The sequence below is a fragment of the Pseudomonas saponiphila genome (assembly GCF_900105185.1).
GTDB lineage: Bacteria > Pseudomonadota > Gammaproteobacteria > Pseudomonadales > Pseudomonadaceae > Aquipseudomonas > Aquipseudomonas saponiphila.
On record NZ_FNTJ01000001.1, the window covers coordinates 875,920 to 895,587 of the forward strand.

The 19,668-nt window shown below is 63.8% G+C and carries 22 protein-coding genes, 1 tRNA gene and 1 pseudogene; 6 read left to right on the forward strand and 18 right to left on the reverse strand.

The genetic code is table 11. From position 1 onward, the window contains the following. The first annotated feature begins 39 nt into the window (after positions 1–39). The 4 genes from BLV47_RS04130 (at position 40) to BLV47_RS04145 (ending at position 2,755) form a co-directional block, all read left to right on the forward strand. The gene (locus BLV47_RS04130; RefSeq protein WP_092310213.1) at positions 40–681 is read left to right on the forward strand and encodes a LysE family translocator; all 642 of its coding nucleotides are present in this window, start codon (positions 40–42) and stop codon (positions 679–681) included. A 74-nt stretch (positions 682–755) separates the two neighbouring features. After that, on the forward strand, positions 756–1,235 hold the full coding sequence (locus BLV47_RS04135; RefSeq protein WP_092310216.1) for a GNAT family N-acetyltransferase: 480 nt from the start codon (positions 756–758) through the stop codon (positions 1,233–1,235). A 39-nt stretch (positions 1,236–1,274) separates the two neighbouring features. After that, positions 1,275–2,369: a D-alanine--D-alanine ligase gene (gene ddlA / locus BLV47_RS04140; RefSeq protein ID WP_092310219.1), complete on the forward strand. Its 1,095-nt coding sequence runs from the start codon at positions 1,275–1,277 to the stop codon at positions 2,367–2,369. Between the two features lie 32 nt (positions 2,370–2,401). Further along, positions 2,402–2,755, forward strand: a complete 354-nt coding sequence (locus tag BLV47_RS04145) for a gamma-glutamylcyclotransferase family protein (protein ID WP_092310222.1) — start codon at positions 2,402–2,404, stop codon at positions 2,753–2,755. A 9-nt stretch (positions 2,756–2,764) separates the two neighbouring features. On the opposite strand, the gene BLV47_RS04150 is transcribed toward BLV47_RS04145, so the two are convergent. The 10 genes and pseudogenes from BLV47_RS04150 to ggt all read right to left on the reverse strand — a co-directional run bounded on the left by BLV47_RS04150 (position 2,765) and on the right by ggt (position 9,747). Beyond that, on the reverse strand, positions 2,765–3,346 hold the full coding sequence (locus BLV47_RS04150) for a DUF4234 domain-containing protein (protein WP_092310225.1): 582 nt from the start codon (positions 3,344–3,346) through the stop codon (positions 2,765–2,767). A 96-nt stretch (positions 3,347–3,442) separates the two neighbouring features. Next, complete coding sequence (locus BLV47_RS04155) at positions 3,443–3,898, reverse strand: GNAT family N-acetyltransferase (protein WP_092310228.1); 456 nt, start codon at positions 3,896–3,898, stop codon at positions 3,443–3,445. After that, positions 3,895–4,611 (reverse strand): purine nucleoside phosphorylase YfiH/LACC1 family protein, encoded by a 717-nt coding sequence (locus BLV47_RS04160; RefSeq protein WP_092310231.1) that lies wholly within the window; start codon positions 4,609–4,611, stop codon positions 3,895–3,897. Before BLV47_RS04160 ends, BLV47_RS04155 begins: the two co-directional genes overlap by 4 nt. A 133-nt stretch (positions 4,612–4,744) precedes the next feature. Next, complete coding sequence (locus tag BLV47_RS04165) at positions 4,745–5,557, reverse strand: MerR family transcriptional regulator (protein WP_092310234.1); 813 nt, start codon at positions 5,555–5,557, stop codon at positions 4,745–4,747. 78 nt (positions 5,558–5,635) lie between these two features. Then, positions 5,636–6,007 carry a helix-turn-helix domain-containing protein gene (locus tag BLV47_RS04170; RefSeq protein ID WP_092310237.1) on the reverse strand — a complete coding sequence of 124 codons (372 nt, stop codon included), beginning with the start codon at positions 6,005–6,007 and terminating at the stop codon, positions 5,636–5,638. Next, positions 6,004–6,315, reverse strand: a complete 312-nt coding sequence (locus BLV47_RS04175; RefSeq protein ID WP_092310240.1) for a type II toxin-antitoxin system HigB family toxin — start codon at positions 6,313–6,315, stop codon at positions 6,004–6,006. The genes BLV47_RS04170 and BLV47_RS04175 overlap by 4 nt, the downstream gene beginning before the upstream one ends. Positions 6,316–6,430: 115 nt before the next feature. Next, positions 6,431–6,697 carry a DUF3077 domain-containing protein gene (locus BLV47_RS04180; protein ID WP_092310243.1) on the reverse strand — a complete coding sequence of 89 codons (267 nt, stop codon included), beginning with the start codon at positions 6,695–6,697 and terminating at the stop codon, positions 6,431–6,433. Positions 6,698–7,136: 439 nt separating this feature from the next. Further along, positions 7,137–7,244: pseudogene (locus BLV47_RS36830) on the reverse strand (helix-turn-helix domain-containing protein); the annotation flags it as partial. Positions 7,245–7,262: 18 nt separating this feature from the next. After that, positions 7,263–7,757: a GNAT family N-acetyltransferase gene (locus BLV47_RS04190; RefSeq protein WP_092310246.1), complete on the reverse strand. Its 495-nt coding sequence runs from the start codon at positions 7,755–7,757 to the stop codon at positions 7,263–7,265. Between the two features lie 154 nt (positions 7,758–7,911). Beyond that, the gene (gene ggt, locus BLV47_RS04195; protein WP_092310249.1) at positions 7,912–9,747 is read right to left on the reverse strand and encodes a gamma-glutamyltransferase; all 1,836 of its coding nucleotides are present in this window, start codon (positions 9,745–9,747) and stop codon (positions 7,912–7,914) included. A gap of 213 nt (positions 9,748–9,960) precedes the next feature. On the opposite strand from ggt, the gene BLV47_RS04200 reads away from it, so the two are divergent. After that, entirely contained in the window at positions 9,961–10,953 is a 993-nt protein-coding gene (locus BLV47_RS04200) for a cytochrome-c peroxidase (RefSeq protein ID WP_092310252.1), read from the forward strand. A 32-nt stretch (positions 10,954–10,985) separates the two neighbouring features. Here BLV47_RS04200 and BLV47_RS04205 read toward each other — a convergent pair whose 3' ends face one another. The 8 genes from BLV47_RS04205 to BLV47_RS04240 all read right to left on the reverse strand — a co-directional run bounded on the left by BLV47_RS04205 (position 10,986) and on the right by BLV47_RS04240 (position 18,451). Next, positions 10,986–11,702, reverse strand: a complete 717-nt coding sequence (locus BLV47_RS04205) for a T6SS immunity protein Tli3 family protein (protein WP_092310255.1) — start codon at positions 11,700–11,702, stop codon at positions 10,986–10,988. A 118-nt stretch (positions 11,703–11,820) separates the two neighbouring features. Beyond that, positions 11,821–12,660 (reverse strand): 5'-nucleotidase, lipoprotein e(P4) family, encoded by an 840-nt coding sequence (locus BLV47_RS04210; protein WP_092310258.1) that lies wholly within the window; start codon positions 12,658–12,660, stop codon positions 11,821–11,823. A 180-nt stretch (positions 12,661–12,840) separates the two neighbouring features. After that, positions 12,841–12,917, reverse strand: a tRNA-Met gene (locus BLV47_RS04215). A gap of 77 nt (positions 12,918–12,994) precedes the next feature. Further along, positions 12,995–14,458, reverse strand: coding sequence for an amidase (locus tag BLV47_RS04220; RefSeq protein WP_092310261.1), 1,464 nt, complete (start codon positions 14,456–14,458; stop codon positions 12,995–12,997). 70 nt (positions 14,459–14,528) lie between these two features. Continuing rightward, complete coding sequence (locus BLV47_RS04225) at positions 14,529–15,563, reverse strand: ABC transporter substrate-binding protein (protein ID WP_092310264.1); 1,035 nt, start codon at positions 15,561–15,563, stop codon at positions 14,529–14,531. Positions 15,564–15,590: 27 nt separating this feature from the next. Continuing rightward, positions 15,591–16,397 (reverse strand): ABC transporter permease, encoded by an 807-nt coding sequence (locus BLV47_RS04230; RefSeq protein WP_409258984.1) that lies wholly within the window; start codon positions 16,395–16,397, stop codon positions 15,591–15,593. Next, the gene (locus tag BLV47_RS04235; RefSeq protein ID WP_092310270.1) at positions 16,397–17,317 is read right to left on the reverse strand and encodes an ABC transporter permease; all 921 of its coding nucleotides are present in this window, start codon (positions 17,315–17,317) and stop codon (positions 16,397–16,399) included. Before BLV47_RS04235 ends, BLV47_RS04230 begins: the two co-directional genes overlap by 1 nt. Positions 17,318–17,332: 15 nt before the next feature. Next, complete coding sequence (locus BLV47_RS04240; protein ID WP_092310274.1) at positions 17,333–18,451, reverse strand: ABC transporter ATP-binding protein; 1,119 nt, start codon at positions 18,449–18,451, stop codon at positions 17,333–17,335. Positions 18,452–18,677: 226 nt separating this feature from the next. Between BLV47_RS04240 and BLV47_RS04245 the strand changes: the two genes are divergently transcribed. After that, positions 18,678–19,586: a LysR substrate-binding domain-containing protein gene (locus BLV47_RS04245; RefSeq protein ID WP_092310277.1), complete on the forward strand. Its 909-nt coding sequence runs from the start codon at positions 18,678–18,680 to the stop codon at positions 19,584–19,586. Positions 19,587–19,668: the final 82 nt, after the last annotated feature.

Sequence of the window (19,668 nt, forward strand, 5' to 3'; positions counted from 1 at the left end):
AGCGTCAGCCCCCAGCCCTCTTCATGGCAACCTGCGCTCATGCATGCTTCCCACCTGATTTACGTCGCCCCTCTGCTCTCGCTGGCGCTGCTCTGGAGCGTGGCGGTGATCACCCCCGGACCGAACTTCTTCACCACCGCGCAGCTGGCGGCCGGCTGCTCACGGCGTCACGGCCTGCTGGCCGCCTTCGGGGTGGCCAGCGGCACCGTGCTATGGGGGCTGGCCGGGGGGCTGGGGATCAAGTCGCTGTTCAGCGCGGCGCCGGCGCTCTACGTGGTGTTCAAGGTCGCCGGTGGTTGCTACCTGATCTATCTGGGGCTCAAGCAGTTCAAGCGCAAACCGGCCCCGGGCACGGCAGATGCCGCGGTGACACGCGAAGGTTCGCGGAGCCTGTTCTCGGCCTACCGGTTGGGCTTGCTCGGCAACATGACCAACCCCAAATCGGCGCTGTTCGTGGCGACCATTTTCGCAACAGCGATGCCGGCGTCGCCGCCACCGCTGTTGCTGGGGCTGGCGGTGCTGACCATGGCTGGCCTGTCGTTGTCCTGGTATTGCAGCGTGGCGCTGTTTTTCGCCAGCAGCCGGGTGGCGGGCGTCTATGCCCGGGCCCGCCTGTGGCTGGATCGCTTCGCCGGTGGCTGCTACCTGCTGTTCGGCGGGCACCTGCTGGCCAATCGCTGAACCCCGGTTTTTTGTGTTTGTGCCGATCTGATACTCAACAAGGACGACCCGTCCCCCCTCTCAGGAGACTGAACATGGCAGTGACTTTTCGCCCGGCGGTAGAGGCCGACATTGCGCGTATCTGCAGTTTCGTGGGCAACCCCGAAGAGCTGTTTTTCTTCTTTCCCGCTGCCACCTGGCCGCTGACCCACGACCAACTGCGCGACTCCATCGCCCGGCGTAGCGACTCGACGGTGATCGAGCAAGACGGGCAGGTGGTGGGTTTTGCCAATTTTTATCGCTGGGAAAATGGCGGCACTTGCACCATCGGCAACGTGATCGTCGACCCCGAAGTGCGCGGTGCCGGCCTGGGCGCCCAGTTGATCGGCCAGATGATCTCGATCGCCCGCAGCAAGCACCAGGCCAGCGAGGTGACCCTGTCCTGCTTCAACAGCAATGTGGCGGGGTTGCTGTTGTATCCGAAGCTGGGGTTTGTGCCGTTCGCCATCGAAGAGCGCAAGAACAAGGAACAGCAGCGGGTGGCGCTGATTCACCTGCGCTACAGCCCGAGCTGAAACCATGGGCCATCAGAGAACGTTCAATAGGAACCAGTCATGAGCAAGTTGCGGGTCGGGATTATTTTTGGTGGTCGTTCGGCGGAACACGAAGTGTCGCTGCAGTCGGCACGCAATATCGTCGATGCCCTGGATCGCACGCGCTTCGAGCCGGTGCTGATTGGCATCGACAAGCAGGGGCACTGGCACCTCAACGACACCTCGAACTTTTTGATCAATCAGGAAAACCCGGCGCTGATCGCCCTCAACCAGTCCAACCGCGAGCTGGCGGTGGTGCCGGGCAAGGCCAGCCAGCAGTTGCTGGAAACCGGCAGCCAGGAGTTGCTGGGACATGTGGATGTGATCTTCCCGATTGTCCACGGCACCCTGGGTGAAGACGGTTGCCTGCAAGGCCTGTTGCGCATGGCCGACCTGCCTTTTGTCGGCTCCGACGTGCTGGGTTCGGCGGTGTGCATGGACAAGGACGTCAGCAAGCGTCTGTTGCGCGATGCCGGGCTGGCCGTGACCCCGTTCATTACCCTGACCCGGGCCAGCCGCAGCCGCTACGGTTTTGCCCAGGCGCGGGAAGCGCTCGGCCTGCCGCTGTTCGTCAAACCGGCGAACCAGGGTTCTTCGGTGGGCGTGAGCAAGGTCGAGAACGAGGCCGACTACGATGCCGCGGTGGAGCTGGCCCTGGGGTTCGATCACAAAGTGCTGGTGGAGTCGGCGGTGCGCGGGCGGGAAATCGAATGCGCGGTGCTGGGCAATGACCAGCCAGTCGCCAGCGGCTGCGGCGAGATCGTGGTCAGCAACGGTTTCTATTCCTATGACAGCAAGTACATCGACGCAGAGGCGGCCCGGGTGCTGGTGCCGGCGGACATCAGCGTCGAGCACAGCGAACGCATTCGCGCCCTGGCCATCGAGGCGTTCCAGGTATTGGGCTGCTCCGGGCTGGCCCGGGTCGACGTGTTTCTCACCGACGACGGTGAAGTGCTGATCAATGAAATCAACTCGCTGCCCGGGTTCACCCGCATCAGCATGTATCCCAAGCTGTGGCAGGCCACCGGCATGCGCTACAGCGAGCTGGTGAGCCGCCTGATCGAGCTGGCGCTGGAGCGCCATGCCGAGCGGCAAGCTCTGAAAATCAACCGCTGAAGCGGATCATCGTGTTTTCAAGGACGTGACGAATGAGTTCGGCAACACAAGCCTCGGTCTACCTTTTTTCCTACGGCACCCTGCAGGACAAGGCTGTACAGCTGGCCAACTTCGGTCGTGAGTTGAGCGGCAGCAAGGACGCCATGCTCGGCTATGAACAGAACTGGGTGGAAATCACCGATCCCGAGGTACTGGCCGCCAGCGGCAAGACCCATCACCCGATCCTGCGCCCGGGGACGGCGGACAGCGCGCCGATTGCCGGCACGGTGTTTCAGATAACCCCCGAGGAGCTGGCAGCGGCCGACCGCTATGAAGTCGCCGACTACCAGCGGGTCAGCGTGACCCTGGCCTCCGGGATCCAGGCCTGGGTCTACGTCAGCGTCTGAGTTCCGGGGTCACTCCGGCGGCAGCATCACCCCGATGCAAGCCAGCACCAGCACCACGGCCCCGAGTGCGCAGAGCACAAAGTTGAGCGGGGTGAAACGGGCGTTGCTGCGGCCTTCGGGGTCCCCGGCGGCGGCATTCAGGCCGCGCTGGCCCAGCCAGGTGACCCACGCCAGCACCGGCAGCAGCGCCAGGCTGGCGATGTCGATAAACGGGTAGCCCATGTGCTGGCGTGCCAGGCCATCCAGCACGGCATTGAGGATCACCCCGCCGACAAACAGGGTGGCCAGTTCGTCGTGCCGCCAGTCTTGGCTGTGGCCGTCGCGCTTGAGTATCGCGTCGGCTTCGCGGTACAGCGCATGAATGAAAAAAATCGAGAATAACGCCCGGGCCACCGGCCACAGTTCCTTGCCGCAGGCGTGCTTGAACTGATGCCAGTTCTTGTAGGCCCAATACAGCTGGTAGATACCGAAGGTGAGGATGTACAGGGTCAGGAACTTGGCCTTGGACACCACATAGAACGGTTGTGGCGCTGTGTGCGCCGAAGGGGCGACCAGATCCGCCTGGGGCGGGGCGTAGAGATTGTCAGACACGGGCTCTCCTTGGGTTGGGTCTGAGACGGGAGGCAACGTTAGCTCAGGTAGTAGGCCAAGAACCAGCACGCTCTTGGTGGCCGACGGGAGCCGGATTCAGGCCCGGGGTGGATCTGCTGGCCGAACGTAGTGAATATCCCATTCACTTTCTCCCACCTGCACGAAACCCAGGCGTTGATAAAAACGATTCGAGTCACTGCCGCGCAACGCATCCAGGTGGATGGGCAATTGTTCCCTGGCGGAGCGTTCCAAAAGCGGCGCCAGGGCCTGGGCACCGATGCCCCGTCCCTGGAATGGCGGCGTGACGTACAGGTGTTGCAGCCGCAGATGATCCTCGCGTGATTCGCTCTGGATAAAGCCCACGGGCTGTCCGTCACTGAGGATGAATTGGCAACGTTCGGCCGCGAAGCTGGCGGCAAAACGCTCCCGGGCCCGCTGCGGATCGAAGCGCTCCAGGCGTTCAAGGCTTTCGCGCATGGCCGCAATGCGCATCTTGACCAGGGTTTCCAGGTCACTCAGAGAGGTCGGGAGTAGTGCAATGCCGAGGCTCATGTCCGGCCGATCCAGGAGTACTGGAAGGCCTTGGCTTCACCTCGATGCACGCGTCGGCGATAGCTGGCCAGGGTCGGGGTCGAGCAGTAGGTGCACAGCTCGCTGATTTCGATCTGCTCGTCCTCGATGCCGGCGGCCTGCAGCAGGTACACCGCATAGCGGCTCAGGTCGAACCACAGGGAGTCGGCCTGGGTCGGCTGTGGCGGGGGAATCTGTGGGGGCAGTAGCGGGGCCGGCTGCTGGCGACTCCAGGGCGCTTGCGCAGCGGGCCACAGCGGATCTTGAGTGGCGGACAGGGTGTCGATGAAGTCGGCACTGACTTCATAGCAGCAGGGTTTGATCGACGGGCCGATGGCCACTCGCAATTGCCGTGGGGCGATGCCCTTGCTGGCAAAGTGTTGCAGCACATGGGCGATGATCCCGCCGTGCAGGCCTTTCCAGCCACCGTGTACCGCCGCCACCCAGGAGCCATCGTCGCTGCTGATCAGCAACGGCAGGCAGTCGGCGGTGACCACCGCGATGGGCCGGCTGGAATGGGTGAGGACCGCATCGCCGCGAATGATCCCGCTGGGCAGGGTGGTGCTGGCGTGCACCACCTCGCCACTGTGGACCTGCGAGCAGAAGAACAGGTTGGCCGGCAGGGCAGCGCCAAGGGTCGAAAACTCATGACGGATGCCGGGTATCTGGTTCAACACAGCTGCCTGGAAACTCATCGGGCCTTCGCTCGGTAACCTGGGAATGGCTGCAGAGCATAGCGGTATCCGCAGCATTTTTGCTGACAGGCCGCGTTGCAAAGGCAGCTCCAGACCAGCGGTTGCCTGCGGCGCGGCGCACCTTGCGGAGGTTTCAGGCCTTGAGCGGGATGTACAGCTCCACCACGCTGTCCGGGTGCAGGGGCCCCAGGAAACGCTCGCCGGTGTATTCGAACTCTATGGCTTCGATTGGCATCAACCCGGCGGCCGGCAACCATTCGCTGTAGGCGGCGCGAAAGGTTTCCGGCAGGGTGGCCACGGCGCCGTGGTGTTCCACCCGGGCGTAGTGGCGAGCGGGAATCTCCAGCTCGACCATGCCGGGCACCAGGGGCGCGTCGGCGGCCACCGGCAAGCCGGCGACGTAGCGCCACTGGCCGTCTTCCAGGGGCTGGCAGATGCCGTAGGTGCCCACCGGTTCTGCCAGCCGCTGGATTTCCTGTTCCCGGGGTTCAAAACGTTGCCAGAGCTCGGCGATGGAGCCCGGGTCATCCTGCTGCCAGGCCATGCCGATGATCCGTTGCGTGGCCAGGAACACCTTCTGCGGTGTCTGCGGGGTAGGAATCTGGCGCTGCGGCTGGGCCAGGTAGCGTTGCAGGTGGCCGAGCACTTTCTGGCTGCGGGCAATCTCGCTTTCCAGCTGCCGGGCATGCTCCTGCAGCGACTGCTGCATGTGCAGCACGCTGTCCAGGCCGCCCTGGTCCGCCAGCGTGCGGATGTCTTCCAGGGACATGCCCAACTGCCGCAGCCAGACGATGCGGCCCAGGGTCACGATCTGTTCCGGGCTGTAGTAGCGATAGCCGTTGTCGCGGCCGGTGAGGGCCGGGGTGAACAGGCCGATGCTGTCGTAGTGGCGCAGGGTCTTGGTGGTGAGGCCGTGGCAGCGGGCCATTTGTCCGATGGTGAGCATGGAGCGTCCTTGGTGTGGTTGGGCTGCCGGGCAGGTTGAGCCTTTACCCAGGGGCAAGCTCAAGCCCGGCAGTGCGAATCAGGACGATTTGTTCGGCTTGATCAGGCTTTCGGCCGGGATGCCGAACAGCTGGTGCAGTTTCCAGATCATCGGCAGGGTCAGCGCGCGCTTGCCGTTGAGCACCTCGTAGACGCGGTTGGTGCGGCCGATGGCGGGCGTCAGGTCGGCGGCGGACAAGCCGGATTGCTCCATGCGGAACTTGATCGCCTCGATCGGGTTGGGCAGGTCCAGGGGAAACTGCCTGGCTTCGTATGCCTCGATCAGGGTGATCATCACATCGAAGTAATCGCCTTCAGGCGTCCCCGGCTGCGGCTCGTTGTCGAACAGGGGCGAGATGCTTTGCAGCGCTGCGCGGTAGTCCTGGTCGGTGTGGATAGGGCGGATGTTCATATGGGGTACTCCATGTCTACGCTGTCGGCATCGATGGCGTCGTACTGCTGGTGGGTGCCTACGAACTTGATGTACAGCGCGCCGAAACGATAGGCCACGGCAACGACCAGCCGATACTCGTTGCCCTTGATGTTGAAGACCACCCTGCGGCTTTTGAGAATGCTTGCGTTGCGATACTGGTCCTTGATCTGCGCAGGGTTGGACCACTCGGCTTTCTTTGCTTCATCGACCCAGGCCAGCAAGGGCTGCTCCGCATCCGGGTACTTTGCCCAGAAGGCCTTTAACTGGCTGACTGCAATAATTCTCATGGCGTGATCCTAGTCCCGTGCTGGGACTTAAACAAGTCACTCAGTGCGTCAGGCGATGTACGGGCAGATCGCTGGATCTGCCCGCAGAGGCGACGTTGGCTCGGTGACGATCAGGTCATGCAGAGAGTGTGGCGCGCACGTCGTCCATCAGTGCCTTGCCCATCTCTGCCAGGTAGTGTGCCGCCCAAGCATAGCGGTCGCACCGTGGCTCCATGGCCGCCTCCAGGGTGAATTGCTTTGCCAGATGCAACAGCGCCGAGGCGTGCTCCAGGGCATCGCTGATCGGCACATCGGCATTCACCCGAAACAGCGGACGCAGGTGTTCGCCACACTGGGAAAAGCGGATTTCACCGAGGGTGGTCAGGGGCGATTGAGTGGTCATCGTGCACCTCCGGTTTTGTGTGACGGGAGGTGTGGGGAGGACGGATTTCGAGTGTGGTGCATGGTGACGACTCCTTTCGTATTGGGAACCACCACCATCTGCCGCCAAGCAGATTTGGGTGGCGGATTGCACAAGGTTGGCGGACCGGCACGAAAGGAACCGGCACCCCCGAAGGGGTCCCTGCGCAATCCGCCATGACACAGAAATGCGGGCACAAAAAAAGCGCCTGCATTCGTGTTTTGGCGCTATTGCGCCTTTCGTGGTTCGGGCCGCCAAGCCCGTTCGCTGATGTTGCAGCGACGGGCGAAGGATAGCCGGGAGGGAAGGGCGTCGCAACGGCATTGCTGCGACTTTATGTGAACCGACCTGCCGCTGCCGCAGGCCGCGATCTCCCTGGCGCCGAAGGCCCTACGGTCCTTGTCGCAGTCTGCGGCAGCGGCTACAGAGGTTGTGCCAGCACCTCACGAAATACATCGGGTCGAAGCATCGCGATATGCAGCAATGAACGGGCCGCTCCGGAAGGCGAGCGCCGACCTTGCTCCCACTCCGATCCGGAGCCGCTCACTCAACCCTCCAACACTTTCGCCATCTCGCTGGTCGCCGCCCAACCCAGCCCCTGATACAGCGGCTTGCCGGCCTCGGTCGCATGCAGCACGGCAAAGCCCAGTCCGCGCTGGCTGAACTCGGCCTCCGCCAGTTTCATCAGCGCCGACGCCAGGCCGCGCCGCCGGTAGGCCGGTTCAACGTAGACGTTGAGCACGTAGCCGCGCTGATCCTGGGTTGGATGGGAAGGGTGGGGCGGCCAGTCGATGCTCATCAGGCCGATGCTGGCCACGCTCTGCTCGGCGTCCATCAGGGCGAAGCCGTAGTAGCGGCCGTCGTCCAGGCGTTCGCGCAACCAGGGGCGAAAGTGCTCGGTCATCACCTGCAAGGTGGAGAGGTCCTTTCCCGCATCGAGAAACATCGCCAGGCGATGGCGGCAGATCAGTTCAAGGTCCTGGGGCGTCAGGCGGCGTGGGCTCAGGCCCGGAATATCAAGGTCGGCTGCAATCTTGTTCATCGTCGGTTCCTCGGTGGACAGGGACGATGCTAGGGCAGATCCCCAGGTTGGGTCAGACACAGACCGCCGCAAAATCTTGCATACAGCGCCCGTGCTCCCCGCTCACAAAAAAGGGCCAGCCTCACGGCCAGCCCTCGGGTTCAGCGCAGGGCCTTCAATCCCCCAGCGCTTCCCCTTCACGCCGTGGATCGGCACCGCCGGCCCAGGAGGTTTTGCCCTGGGCATCACGCACGCGAACGATGGCCTGGGTGCCGCTGGTCATGTCGATCTCGTTCAGTTCATGCCCCTGGGCTTTCAGCGCTTGCTTCAGCCCCGGGCTGAACTGGCCGGTCTCCAGTTCGGTGGGGCCGTTGCGGCTGCCGAAGTTGGGCAGGCCGACGGCGGCTTGCGGGTCGAGGTTCCAGTCGAGCATGCCCACCAGCGACTTGGCCACGTACTCGATGATCTGCGAGCCGCCGGGGGAGCCGACGCTGGCCAGCAGTTCACCGCTGGCGCGGTCGAAGACCAGGGTCGGCGCCATGGACGAGCGCGGGCGCTTGCCCGGTTCGACGCGGTTGGCCACCTTCTGGCCGTTTTCCTCGGGGATGAAGGAGAAGTCGGTCAGTTGGTTGTTGAGCATGAAGCCCTGGACCATCAGGTGCGAACCAAAGGCCGCTTCCACCGTGGTGGTCATGGACACCGCGCCGCCCTGGTCGTCCACCGCCACCACTTGCGAGGTGGAAATGCGCATTGGCGAACGGTCCGGTGCGTAGGCCACCTGGATGCCCCGGGGCTTGCCCGGTTCGGCCTTGCCCAGGCTGCGCTCGCCGATCAGCGCGGCGCGTTGGGCCAGGTAGTCCGGGGCGATCAGGCCGGCCACCGGCACCGGTACAAAGTCGCTGTCGGCCACGTACAGGCCGCGGTCGGCGTAGGCCAGGCGCTCGGCTTCGGCGATCAGGTGCACCGCTTGTGGCGCTGGCTCAAGGCTGGCGGGCAGGTTGGTCTTCTGCGGCTTGAGCTGGGCCAGGGCGTAGCGCGGGTCGCGTTGTTCCAGGGCTTGCAGGGTGCCGAGGATCTGCGCCACCGCCACGCCGCCCGATGAAGGCGGCGGCATGCCGCACACCTGCCAGCGCTTGTAGTCGCTGCACAGCGGCGCGCGTTCCTTGGCGCGGTAGCCCTGCAGGTCATGGAGCGACAGGCTGCCGGGGTTGGCGTGGCCCTGGACCTTGGCGACGATTTCCGCTGCCACCGGGCCTTTATAGAGGGCGTCCGGGCCTTCCAGGGCAATACGCTTGAGCACCGCGGCCAGCTGTGGATTCTTCAGCAAGGTGCCCACGGCTTTCGGTGTGCCGTCGGCATTGAGGAAGTACGCGGCCATGTCCGGCGAGCGGGCCAGAAACGGGTCGGCGCTGATCATGCTGTGCAGCCGTGGCGAGATGGCGAAGCCTTGTTCGGCCAGGCGGATCGCCGGCTCGAACAGCTGCGCCCAGGGCAGGCGCCCGTGTTTCTGGTGAGCCAGTTCCAGGGCGCGCAATACGCCCGGGGTGCCTACCGAGCGGCCGCCGATCTGTGCCTGGGGGAAGGACATGGGCTTGCCGTCCGCCTGCAGGAAGAGTTTTTCGGTGGCGCCGGCTGGCGCGGTTTCCCGGCCGTCATAGGTGCGCACGGCCTTGCCGTCCCAGAGCACGATCATCGCGCCGCCGCCGATCCCTGAGGACTGCGGCTCCACCAGGGTCAGCACCGCTTGCATGGCAATTGCCGCATCGATGGCCGAGCCGCCCTTGCGCAGCATATCGCGCCCGGCTTCGGCGGCCAGCGGATTGGCGGCGGCCGCCATGTGTTTGTCGGCATGGCGGGTCTGCATGTCGGTGCGGTAGCCCGAAGCGATTTCCGGAGCGGCGGGCAGGGCAGTGGAAGAGGGCGGGTTGTGGCAGGCGCCGAGGCTGAGGGCGGCGGCCAGCAGGCCGACGCTGAGGAGTCGGGGGTGACGGGGAGGGAAGATCGAGAACACGCGTTGAGCTCCGTTCACTGGGAAATGAGGTGTCGTCCGTGGAGGGGAATGTACAGCAGTGGGACCGGCAGTTGGGTTGCGGGGGATTGTCGAGTGGGTGCGCGACAACGTCGCAACTCAGGAATCTGCCGGCTGTCGCTTGATCTGAGTCAGGGTAGCCGACGTCCATAGGGCACATGGTGAGGCAAACCATAAGCCTGATGAGAGGACGCCATGCACCGTTGTAAATGGTTACTTGTGTTCGGATTGCTGCTGGGGGGCGAGGTACGGGGAGAGACGCCGAGCGAGCCGATCCTGCCGGTACAGCCGGCGAAGATCACCGATGTGGCCAAGGTGGAACTGGGCAAGCAGTTGTTCTTCGACCCGCGCTTGTCCAAGTCCGGTTTCATTTCCTGCAACTCCTGCCACAACCTGAGCATGGGCGGCAGCGACAACCTGCCCACCTCCATCGGCCACAACTGGCACCAGGGGCCGATCAACTCGCCGACGGTGCTCAACTCCGGGCTGAGCTTTGCGCAGTACTGGGATGGCCGTGCGGCCACGCTCCAGGAGCAGGCCAGCGGCCCGATCACCAACCCGGGGGAAATGGGCTTCAGCCATGAACTGGCGGTGGAGGTGTTGCGTTCCATTCCGCAGTACCGGGCTTCGTTCAAGCGCGTGTATGGCAACGATGAGATCAGCTTCGAAGACGCCACCAATGCCATTGCCGCCTTCGAAGACACCCTGGTAACGCCCAATGCGCCGTTCGACCGCTGGCTCAAGGGCGACAAGGCGGCCATCAGTCCCACCGCGCTCAAGGGCTACCAGCTGTTCAAGTCCATCGGCTGCGTGGCCTGCCACAACGGCGAGGCGGTGGGCGGTGGCTCGTTCCAGAAGATGGGCATGCTCGAACCCTATGTCACTAAGAACCCGGCCCAAGGCGTGGCCGGGCTGACCGGCAAGGATGCCGACCGCATGCTGTTCAAGGTGCCGACCTTGCGCAACGTGGCGTTGACCTATCCCTACTTCCACGACGGCGCCTACTGGAAGCTGGAAGAGGCGGTGGACGTGATGGCCCGTCTGCAACTGGGACGCCAGCTGGATACCGAGGAGGTCGGTCAGATCGTGGCCTTCCTTGAGACCCTGACCGGCGATCAACCGGACTTCAAGCTGCCGATCCTGCCGCCGTCCTCGGCGCAGACACCGCGTCCGCAGCCGTTCAATTGATCCGGGAATACACCGCAGCGTGCTGCGGTTTTTTAAGCCTCGTGTTGCGATCGCTGACGATGCTGGCCCGGCCTGTCGCCGGTTGCGCAATTGAACCGATCATCGATGGGGGCTTGGCGAGCTGGCTCGAAGTAGCCGGGCGTACGACGGCTATCAGCGCGTTGCCAGCGCTGTGGATAAGACAGCATCGAATAGGGCGAGTGGTCCTTGAGCGTCTCGTAGTTCAGGGACAGGTCAATCTGCACGGCGCCGTGCAGGAAGGGGCCTTCGAGCGACAGGATGGAGCCGGTCAGCCAGGTTCGCTCCGTGCTTTCCAGGTACATGGGCGCGGTGATGCGCAGCCAGGTGCGTCCGGCGTCCTGGGAAAAGTACAGGCGCGGCAAGCCGCCTCCGCCGTTGCTGAAACCCGGCCCTTGGGCAATCGGAATGACCAGGTAGTTGGAGTTGGCGGCATCGATCATCAAGTGCGAACCACGGCCGTGCACGGTGATGCCGTTGAATGAGCCAAAGGGCGCTACCGGGGTATGGATGCCGAGCCTGGTGTCGGTGTAGTGCACCATGTCACCACTGCTGGCGATGACCGGCGAGGAACCGTTGCAGAGCTTCAAGGTGGTCTGGTCGATCTCGAAAAAGCGTGATGAGTCGATGCGGTAGATGACCCGGCCGGGCAGGTACTGGATCGGCTCGGGAGTGCTGCAGGCCCCAAGTACCCCGCACGAGATCAGCAACAGCAGCTTCCTTGCCCACATGAGAAAACGACTCCTTGTTCCTGCCTGAATGCAGGGGCTGGCGTTTATGACATCCCTGGGGGCGTGGCGCAACACTGGTCATGGCGGGCCAGCGTTGCGCTGATGTTGCGGCGCCCTGTCAGGGCTTCATCTGCCAGGCCGTCGAGCTAGCCGCGGTCTTGAACTTGGCCCGATTCTCCGGAGTGGCCGGCGGTTCGGAATCACCGAAGATCGCCTTCAGCCAATGGCCATCGGTGGGGTTGGGGAAGAGGATGAACTTGCGCCCGAACTGCTCCTTGTCCTCGGTCATCAGGCTGCTGCGCTGCTTGACGTCGGCCACGTAGTACTTGCGTTTGAAGTCGTTGAGGTTGTCACCCAGCATCACCACCACATCAAAATCCTTGGCAATCTCGGTTTGCCGCGGCTCCTTGTTGGAGCTGTCGCGATACACCGTCAGGTGCTGCTCATCGGCGAATGGCAGCTTGCTGTGGCGCAGGTTGGCCAGGGCGTACTCATAGGTTTTTTCGCCTTGGTCACGGCTGGTGACATAGAACACCTCGACCCCCTTGGACTGGGCGTAGTTGAGGAAGTCCACCGCTCCGGGCGTGGCGACGGGGCCGTTCTCGGCCACCCATTGATCCCAGGCCGCGTCGTCGAAGAACTCTTTCCCCGAGTTGATCATGTAGCCCCAGTAGCTGTTGCTGCTGAGCACGGTGTCGTCGATATCGCTGATGATTGCCAGGGGGCGATCCCCTGGCTTGTGTGCTTGCAGGGCTCGATCCAGCTGCATGCGCGCTACGTTGAAGCCCTGATAGTACAGCGCCTCGAATTCGGCGGCGGTCTGTCTCCAGGCTACGGCGGCGGTCAGCAGGTTGGAGGGCGGGGTGGCGGCCTGCTCGGCAAAGGCCGAGGTACAGGTCATCGCCAGGAGCGAGAACAGCCAGGGAGCGACCGCGGTTCGGGTGGTTTTTATTTTCATTTTCGAGCCCTTGAAGTGAGGATGGCGCAGCTCTCACAAACACTGCCGCAGTGTTCTATCCCAGCCAGTGGCGGTGCTCAATGCGGGTGTCGCGTTTGTGGATCAATGCGGCGTAATCCCCGGTACTTTTGCGCGGGCATAAAAAAACGGCTTACCTTGCGGTAAGCCGTTTTTAGTACTTGGTGGCTACACAGGGACTTGAACCCCGGACCCCAGCATTATGAATGCTATGCTCTAACCAACTGAGCTATGTAGCCAAGTGGCGCGCATTATTCGCTCGGAACGACGATGCGTCAAGCGTTTTTATAAAAAAATTATCTACGCTATCAACCGTTTATCCCTTCCCCCCCGAAATCAGTGGCGATGGGCAGCGCTGGAACCAGCGGCTGGCCTGTTCGTAGGCGTGTGCCAGTTGCAGCACGGCGAAGTCGGCCTGGTGCCGGCCGATGATTTGCAGGCCCATGGGCAGGCCGTCGGCGTTGAAGCCGGCCTGTACGCTGGCCACCGGGCAGCCGGACAAGGTGCCGGGAATCACCACCTCCATCCAGCGGTGATAGGTGTCCATGGCCACGCCTTCGATGCTGCGCGGCCAAGGGGTGTTCTTGTCGAAGGGGAAGACCTGGGCGCTGGGCAGCAGCAGGTAGTCGAAGCGTTCGAACAGTTTTGACAGGGCGCGGTACCAGTCGCTGCGGATCACCGAGGCCTCGAACACTTGGCTGGCGCTCAGCTTGAGGCCGTTCTCCACTTCCCAGAGGGCTTCTGTCTTGAGTTGGGCGCGCTTGTGCGGCTCGGCATAGGCGCTGCCCAGGGAGCCGGCGACCATCCAGTGGCGCAAGGTGCGCCAGCTGCTCCACAGGCGCTCGGGGGCAAACTCCGGGCTGGCCGGCTCGACGCTGCAGCCCAGGCTGCGGAAATCGCCCAAGGCCTTTTCGCAGAGCGCCATTACTCCCTTTTCCATCGGCAGGTAGCCGTTGAAATCCCCCAGCCAGCCCAGGCGCGTGCCCTTGAAGTCGCGCTCCAGTGGCGCGGCGAAAGCCTGGCCGGATTCGCAGATGGACAGCGGCGCCCGGGCATCGCCACCGGCCTGCACCGACAGCAGCAGGGCGGCGTCGCGCACGCTGCGGGCCATGGGGCCTTCGTAGCCCAGTTGGTCGATGAACAGGTCGCTGCTGTCGTCGAAGGGCACCCGGCCCTGGGACGGGCGGAAACCGAAGATATTGTTGAAGGCCGCCGGGTTGCGCAGCGAGCCCATCATGTCGCTGCCGTCGGCCACCGGTACCAGGTGCAGGGCCAGCGCCGCGGCGCCGCCGCCACTGCTGCCGCCGGCGGTCTTGCCGGGGTCATAGGCACAGCCGGTGGCGCCGAACAGCGGGTTGTAGGTCTGCGAGCCGAGACCGAATTCCGGGGTGTTGCTCTTGCCGATAATGATCGCCCCGGCGGCCTTGATCCGTTCCACCATGATGCCGTCGCGCTGGGGGATGAAGTCCCGGTACAACGGCGAGCCCAGGGTGGTGCGGATGCCCTGGGTCAGGGACAGGTCCTTGATCGCGTGGGGCAGGCCGTGCATCCAGCCACGGTACTCGCCCCGGGCCAGTTCGGCGTCGCGCTGGTCGGCCTGGGCCAGCAGGCTGTCGGCCGGTTGTAGGCTGACCAGGGCATTGACCAGAGGGTTGTAGCGCTCGATGTGGGCAAGGTAGGTCTGCATCACTTCCCGGCAGGAAACCTGACGCAGGCGGATGCGCTCGGCGAGTTCATGGGCCTGGAGCAGGACCAGCTCGCTGGGGGGATTGGCGATCATGGCAGGGGCCTTTCAAACGGCTTTAGAAACGCCCCGGCATCCAGGCCGGGGCGGCAGATGTCAGTGCAGGTCAGCGCATCAGGTTGGTCCACAGGCGGTCGGCGAGGCGGATCGCGCCTTCGCCGCAGGTCTGGCTGAAGACCACCTTGGTGCCCTCGGGAATATGCAGCTCGGGGGCATCCTTGAGGCCGGCGTCGAGGAAGGGTTCGACGCCCTTGATCGGGCTCTGGTGCTTGAGGAAGTTCTGGGTCATGGCGGCGTTCTCAGGCTGGCTGAGGAAGGCGATGAAGGCCTTGGCGTTCGCCGGGTTCTTGCTGCCCTTGGGGATCACCATGTTGTCCACCCAGGCCAGCACGCCCTCTTTCGGGTAGAGGTATTTCAGGCTGGGCTTCATCTCCCGGGCGCGCATCGACGAGCCGCCCCAGAACATCGACATGTCGATTTCCCCGGCCGCGAGGTTCTCGCGGATCGCCCCGGCCTTGGAGCTGTAGGTCTTGACGAAGGGTTTCTGCGCCTTGAGCAGGCCGAGGATCTGCTGCATCTGCTTGGGGTCTTCGCTGCACAGCGGAATGTTCAGGTACAGGCTGGCCATGTCGATCACTTCGCTGACCGAATCGAACATGTTGATCCGCCCTTGCAGCTCCTTCGGCGGTTCGTAGAGCACCTTGTAGCTGTCGCTCGGGCCTGTGTAGCGCGCGCCGTCGAGCACCACGCTGGTGGTGCCCCAGATGAAGGGCACCGAGTAGGCGCCTTGCGGGTCCCAGGTCGGTTGCTTGAGGTTGTCCACCACGCTGGCGTAGTAGAGCTCCTTGGCCGGATCGAAGCGTTCCAGCAACTGCTCCTGGATCAGGATCGGGATGAACTGGTGGGACGGGATCGCCACGTCATAACCGCTGCCGCCCTGCTTCAGCTTGGCCAGCAGGGTTTCGTTGGAATCGTAGGAGTCCACCGTGACCTCGATGCCGGTCTGCTTCTGGAACTTGGCGAGAATTTCCGGCGAAAAATAGCCGCTCCAGCTCACGACGTTGAGTTTTTCCGCTGCCTGCACCGCCAGTGGCAGGCTCAGCAGCAGCGAGGTTCCCAGACTTGCGATCAACTTGCTCATGGCATTTTCCCAAGGTCAGTGGACGGTTCAAGGGTGTTTCTTGCTCAGCAGGTAAGAGAGGCTGACGAACAGCACCGAGACGCCGAGGATCAGCGTCGATACGGCGTTGACGTCGGGTGTCACGCCCATGCGCAACAGGCCGAAGATGAAGATCGGCAGGGTGGTGGTGCCGGCCTGGGACACCATCATCGAGATCACGAAGTTATCCAGCGAGACGATGAAGGCCAGCATCAGCCCGGAGACGATCCCCGGCATCAGCAGCGGCAGGGTCACCTTGCGAAAGGTTCGCCAGGGCCCGGCATACAGGTCCGCCGCCGCATGCTCCAGGGACAGGTCCATGTCGTTGAGGCGGGCGCGGATCGGCAAGTAGGCGAAGGGGATGCAGAACACCGTGTGGGCGATGATCAGGTTGCCGTAGCCCAGGGACAGCCCCAGCGTGGAGAACAGCGCCAGGGTGGCCACGCCGACGACGATTTCCGGCAGCACCAGGGGCAGCATGATGGCGCCCATGGACAGTTGCAGGCCCTTGAATTTCGCCCCGCGCGAGGTGCCCAGGGCGGCCAGGGTGGCGATGGCGGTGGCCGCCATGCTGGCGCACACGGCGATCAGCAGGCTGTTGCCCGCCGCCTGGCGCAGGGCCTGGTTGGCGAACGCGGCGCGGTACCAGTCGAGGCTGAAGCCGCTCCACACCGTGGCCGACTGGTTGGCGTTGAAGGAGAACACCACCAGCACCAGGATCGGTGCGTAGAGGTACAGGTAGAACAGAAAGCTGAAGCCGCCGAAGCCGGGAAAGTCCTGGACGCCGAGGCCGTTGCGTTTGAACAGGCTGATCATCATGCACCTTCCTGAAGCGTGCGCTGGCGCTGGGCGCGCAGGGCGTAGAGGGTCAGTACCAGCATCACCGCGGCCATCAGCACCAGCGACAGGGCGGCGCCGAAGGGCCAGTTACGGGCATCGCTGAACTGGCGGAAGATCAGGTTGCCGAGCATCATCCGGGTGCCGCCGCCCAGCAGCTCCGGGGCGATCATGGCCCCCAGGCAAGGCACGAAGGTGAGGATCGCCCCGGCGAATATCCCCGGCTTGGCAATCGGCAGCACCACCTTGCGCAAGGTGCGCCAGCGCCCGGCGTAGAGGTCCTGGGCTGCTTCCAGCAGGCGGATGTCCATCTTTTCCAGGGTGGCGTAGATCGGCAGCACGACGAAGGGCGCGTAGGTGTAGACCAGTCCCAGCAGCACCGCGCCGTCGGTGTACAGCAGTTGCAACGGCTCGTTGATCAGCCCCAGGCCCATGAGGCTGTTGTTGATCACCCCGGTGTTGCGCAGCAGCAGGATCCAGGCGTAGGTGCGGATCAGCAGGTTGGCCCAGAACGGCACGGTGATCAGGAAGATCAGCAGGCCCCGGCGCTGCACCGGCTGCATGGCCAGCCACACCGCCACCGGAAAGCCGATCAGCAGGGTGACGACGGTGGTCAACCCAGCGATGCCGATGGAACGCAGGGCGATCAGCAGGTAGGAGTCGGTGAAGGCCAGGCTGTCATCCAGTTGTCGTTCGAACAGCAGGGCGCTGTAGGCGTCGCTGCTGAAAACCTGGTTCACCCCGCCGTAGGGGTTGGCTTCCATCAGCGAATAGCCGATGACGATGAGGATCGGCACGACCAGGAACAGACCGATGGCGATCAGCGCCGGGCTGACCCCGAGAACGCTGCGCAAGGCCTTGCGCCGTTCCAGGTGCTGGGAAATCGATGAGGCGTGCATGGCGGATCCTCGTGTTCAATCCAGCAGGACGCTGGCGCTGCCGCGTTCGAATACCAGCCCGGCGCTGCTGCCGACGCTCAAGCGCGGGTGGTGTTCGAGGCTGTTGGGCGTGCGCACGGTGAGGCGCGTGCCGTCGCCGAGGCTGACCAGGTATTGCAGGTCGGTGCCCAGGTAGATCAGCGCTTCGATACGGCACGCCAGGGCGCCTTCCGAGACGTCACTGCGCAGGTGCAAGCGCTCGGGGCGCACCGACAGAGTGACCTGCTGGCCGACCTTGGCGGTGGTGCAGGGTTGCGCCGGCAGTGCCTGCCCGGCGGGCCCGCTGAACCAGGCCAGGCCGGCTTCGATACGGTTGACCGTGGCCGGGATGAAGTTGGTTTCACCGATGAAGTCGGCGACGAAGCGGTTGCGCGGCTGCTCGTAGATTTCTTCCGGGCGGCCCACTTGCTGCACTTCACCTTCGGATAGCACGGCAATGCGGTCGGACAGGGTCAGGGCTTCTTCCTGGTCATGGGTGACGAAGATGAAGGTGATGCCGGTCTTGGCCTGGATGGCCTTGAGTTCTTCGCGCATGGCCTGGCGCAACTTGAGGTCCAGGGCCGACAGCGGCTCGTCCAGCAACAGCACCTTGGGATGGGGCGCCAGGGCTCGGGCCAGGGCGATGCGTTGCTGCTGGCCGCCGGAGAGCTGGTTGGGCTTGCGCCCGGCGAAGCGTTCCATCTGCACCAGGGCCAGCATCTCGCGCACGCGCTCGGCGATCTGCGCCTTGCTCAGCACCTGGCCCATGGGCCGTGATTCCAGGCCGAAGGCCAGGTTCTCGGCCAGGGTCATGTGGGGGAACAGTGCGTAATGCTGGAACACGGTGTTCACCGGACGCTCGAAGGGCGGCCGGTCGGCGATGTTCTCGCCGTAGAGGAGGATCTCGCCCTGGGTCGGGAATTCGAAGCCGGCGATCATCCGCAACAGGGTGGTCTTGCCGCATCCGGAGGGCCCCAGGAGGGTGAAGAATTCGTTGTCGCGGATGTCCAGGTCGATGTGCTTCAGGGCCACCGGGCCGCTGTGTGGATCGCCGTAGACCTTGCGCACCGAGCGGATGGACACCGCCAGTGTTTGCAGCGAATGCAGGGCATTCATGCCTTACCTCCGATTCCCCCATGGGCTGTCGTGCAGGCCATGGATATTGTTTTTCTTAGGGCAGGATCGAGATGTGTTCGGATGCGTGAAAAGCCTGTTTCTACGGGCTTTGCGCGGGTTCTTATTGTTCTGCTGGGGCTGATTATCAGTGAGGGGTTGCGGGGGCGAAACATCAATTTTAACATACCAGCTGTTAAATAATTTAATAGCAAGAGGCGGCAAGACCATGGCCGAACAGCGTTTGCCACCGTTGAATGCGGTGCGGGCTTTTGATGCCGCGGCGCGCCTGGGCAGCTATGTCGAGGCCTCCAGGTCGCTGCATGTCACCCAGCCGGCCATCGGCCGTCATGTGAAGTTGCTGGAGGACTGGCTCGGGGTGCAGCTGTTCGAACGCACCTCGCGCGGGGTGATCCTGACTCCGGCAGGGGAGAAGTATCACCGCAAGATCGCCGCCGCCCTGCAGTTGATCATCGAGGCCGGGCGCGAAGCCCAGCCCAAGGCCGCCGAGCGCTGGTTGCGGATCATGGTGGTGCCAGGGTTTGCCAAGCGCTGGCTGACCCCGCGCCTGGAAGCGTTGCGCCATGTGCGCCCGGGCCTGAAATTCGCCATCGAGCCCAACTCCACGTTCACCGACGTCGACGCCAAGAGCGCCGATCTGGGAATCGCCTACGGCCTGGACGGGCAATATGCCCAGTCCCGGGTCAGCCTGATCTGCCCTCGGGTGTTTCCCATCTGCACCCCGGCCTACCTGGCCAGCATCGAGCCGATCAAGGGCCCGGTGGATCTGGCCCGCCACGAGCTGATTCACTTCGATGACGGCGAGTGGTGGAACCTGTGGTTCGCCGCCAACGGCCTGGAAATCCACCTCACCTCCGACCTGATCTACGTGAACAACGACCACGCCCTGTCAGTGGCCGAAAGCGGCGGCGGGATCGCCCTGGCCAACGAGGTGCTGGTGCGCGAGGAGCTCAAGGCCGGGACTCTGGTGCGGGTGCTGGAGGATCAGGTGAAGCTGGAAAGCTACCGCGTACTGACCCCGGAAGCTGAATGGTCCGAGGACGTGGAATGGTTTATCCAATGGCTCAAGGCCGAGCTTGAAGCGGACTTCCCCGAGGCGCGGATCGCCGGTCGTTAGCAAGCTAATGGGATGGCGCGCACGCACTGAAAAATGGCACATTGGCGCACCTGCCCCTGTGCGCCCACCCGTTGTACGGAAA

Bases quoted from the DNA above. Each gene is read 5' to 3' on its own strand.
- BLV47_RS04130 (WP_092310213.1), top strand. From the start codon at position 40: ATGCATGCTTCCCACCTGATTTACGTCGCCCCTCTGCTCTCGCTGGCG.
- BLV47_RS04135 (WP_092310216.1), top strand. From the start codon at position 756: ATGGCAGTGACTTTTCGCCCGGCGGTAGAGGCCGACATTGCGCGTATC.
- ddlA (WP_092310219.1), top strand. From the start codon at position 1,275: ATGAGCAAGTTGCGGGTCGGGATTATTTTTGGTGGTCGTTCGGCGGAA.
- BLV47_RS04145 (WP_092310222.1), top strand. From the start codon at position 2,402: ATGAGTTCGGCAACACAAGCCTCGGTCTACCTTTTTTCCTACGGCACC.
- BLV47_RS04155 (WP_092310228.1), bottom strand. From the start codon at position 3,898: ATGAGCCTCGGCATTGCACTACTCCCGACCTCTCTGAGTGACCTGGAA.
- BLV47_RS04160 (WP_092310231.1), bottom strand. From the start codon at position 4,611: ATGAGTTTCCAGGCAGCTGTGTTGAACCAGATACCCGGCATCCGTCAT.
- BLV47_RS04165 (WP_092310234.1), bottom strand. From the start codon at position 5,557: ATGCTCACCATCGGACAAATGGCCCGCTGCCACGGCCTCACCACCAAG.
- BLV47_RS04170 (WP_092310237.1), bottom strand. From the start codon at position 6,007: ATGAACATCCGCCCTATCCACACCGACCAGGACTACCGCGCAGCGCTG.
- BLV47_RS04175 (WP_092310240.1), bottom strand. From the start codon at position 6,315: ATGAGAATTATTGCAGTCAGCCAGTTAAAGGCCTTCTGGGCAAAGTAC.
- BLV47_RS04180 (WP_092310243.1), bottom strand. From the start codon at position 6,697: ATGACCACTCAATCGCCCCTGACCACCCTCGGTGAAATCCGCTTTTCC.
- BLV47_RS04190 (WP_092310246.1), bottom strand. From the start codon at position 7,757: ATGAACAAGATTGCAGCCGACCTTGATATTCCGGGCCTGAGCCCACGC.
- BLV47_RS04200 (WP_092310252.1), top strand. From the start codon at position 9,961: ATGCACCGTTGTAAATGGTTACTTGTGTTCGGATTGCTGCTGGGGGGC.
- BLV47_RS04205 (WP_092310255.1), bottom strand. From the start codon at position 11,702: ATGTGGGCAAGGAAGCTGCTGTTGCTGATCTCGTGCGGGGTACTTGGG.
- BLV47_RS04210 (WP_092310258.1), bottom strand. From the start codon at position 12,660: ATGAAAATAAAAACCACCCGAACCGCGGTCGCTCCCTGGCTGTTCTCG.
- BLV47_RS04220 (WP_092310261.1), bottom strand. From the start codon at position 14,458: ATGATCGCCAATCCCCCCAGCGAGCTGGTCCTGCTCCAGGCCCATGAA.
- BLV47_RS04225 (WP_092310264.1), bottom strand. From the start codon at position 15,563: ATGAGCAAGTTGATCGCAAGTCTGGGAACCTCGCTGCTGCTGAGCCTG.
- BLV47_RS04230 (WP_409258984.1), bottom strand. From the start codon at position 16,397: ATGATCAGCCTGTTCAAACGCAACGGCCTCGGCGTCCAGGACTTTCCC.
- BLV47_RS04235 (WP_092310270.1), bottom strand. From the start codon at position 17,317: ATGCACGCCTCATCGATTTCCCAGCACCTGGAACGGCGCAAGGCCTTG.
- BLV47_RS04240 (WP_092310274.1), bottom strand. From the start codon at position 18,451: ATGAATGCCCTGCATTCGCTGCAAACACTGGCGGTGTCCATCCGCTCG.
- BLV47_RS04245 (WP_092310277.1), top strand. From the start codon at position 18,678: ATGGCCGAACAGCGTTTGCCACCGTTGAATGCGGTGCGGGCTTTTGAT.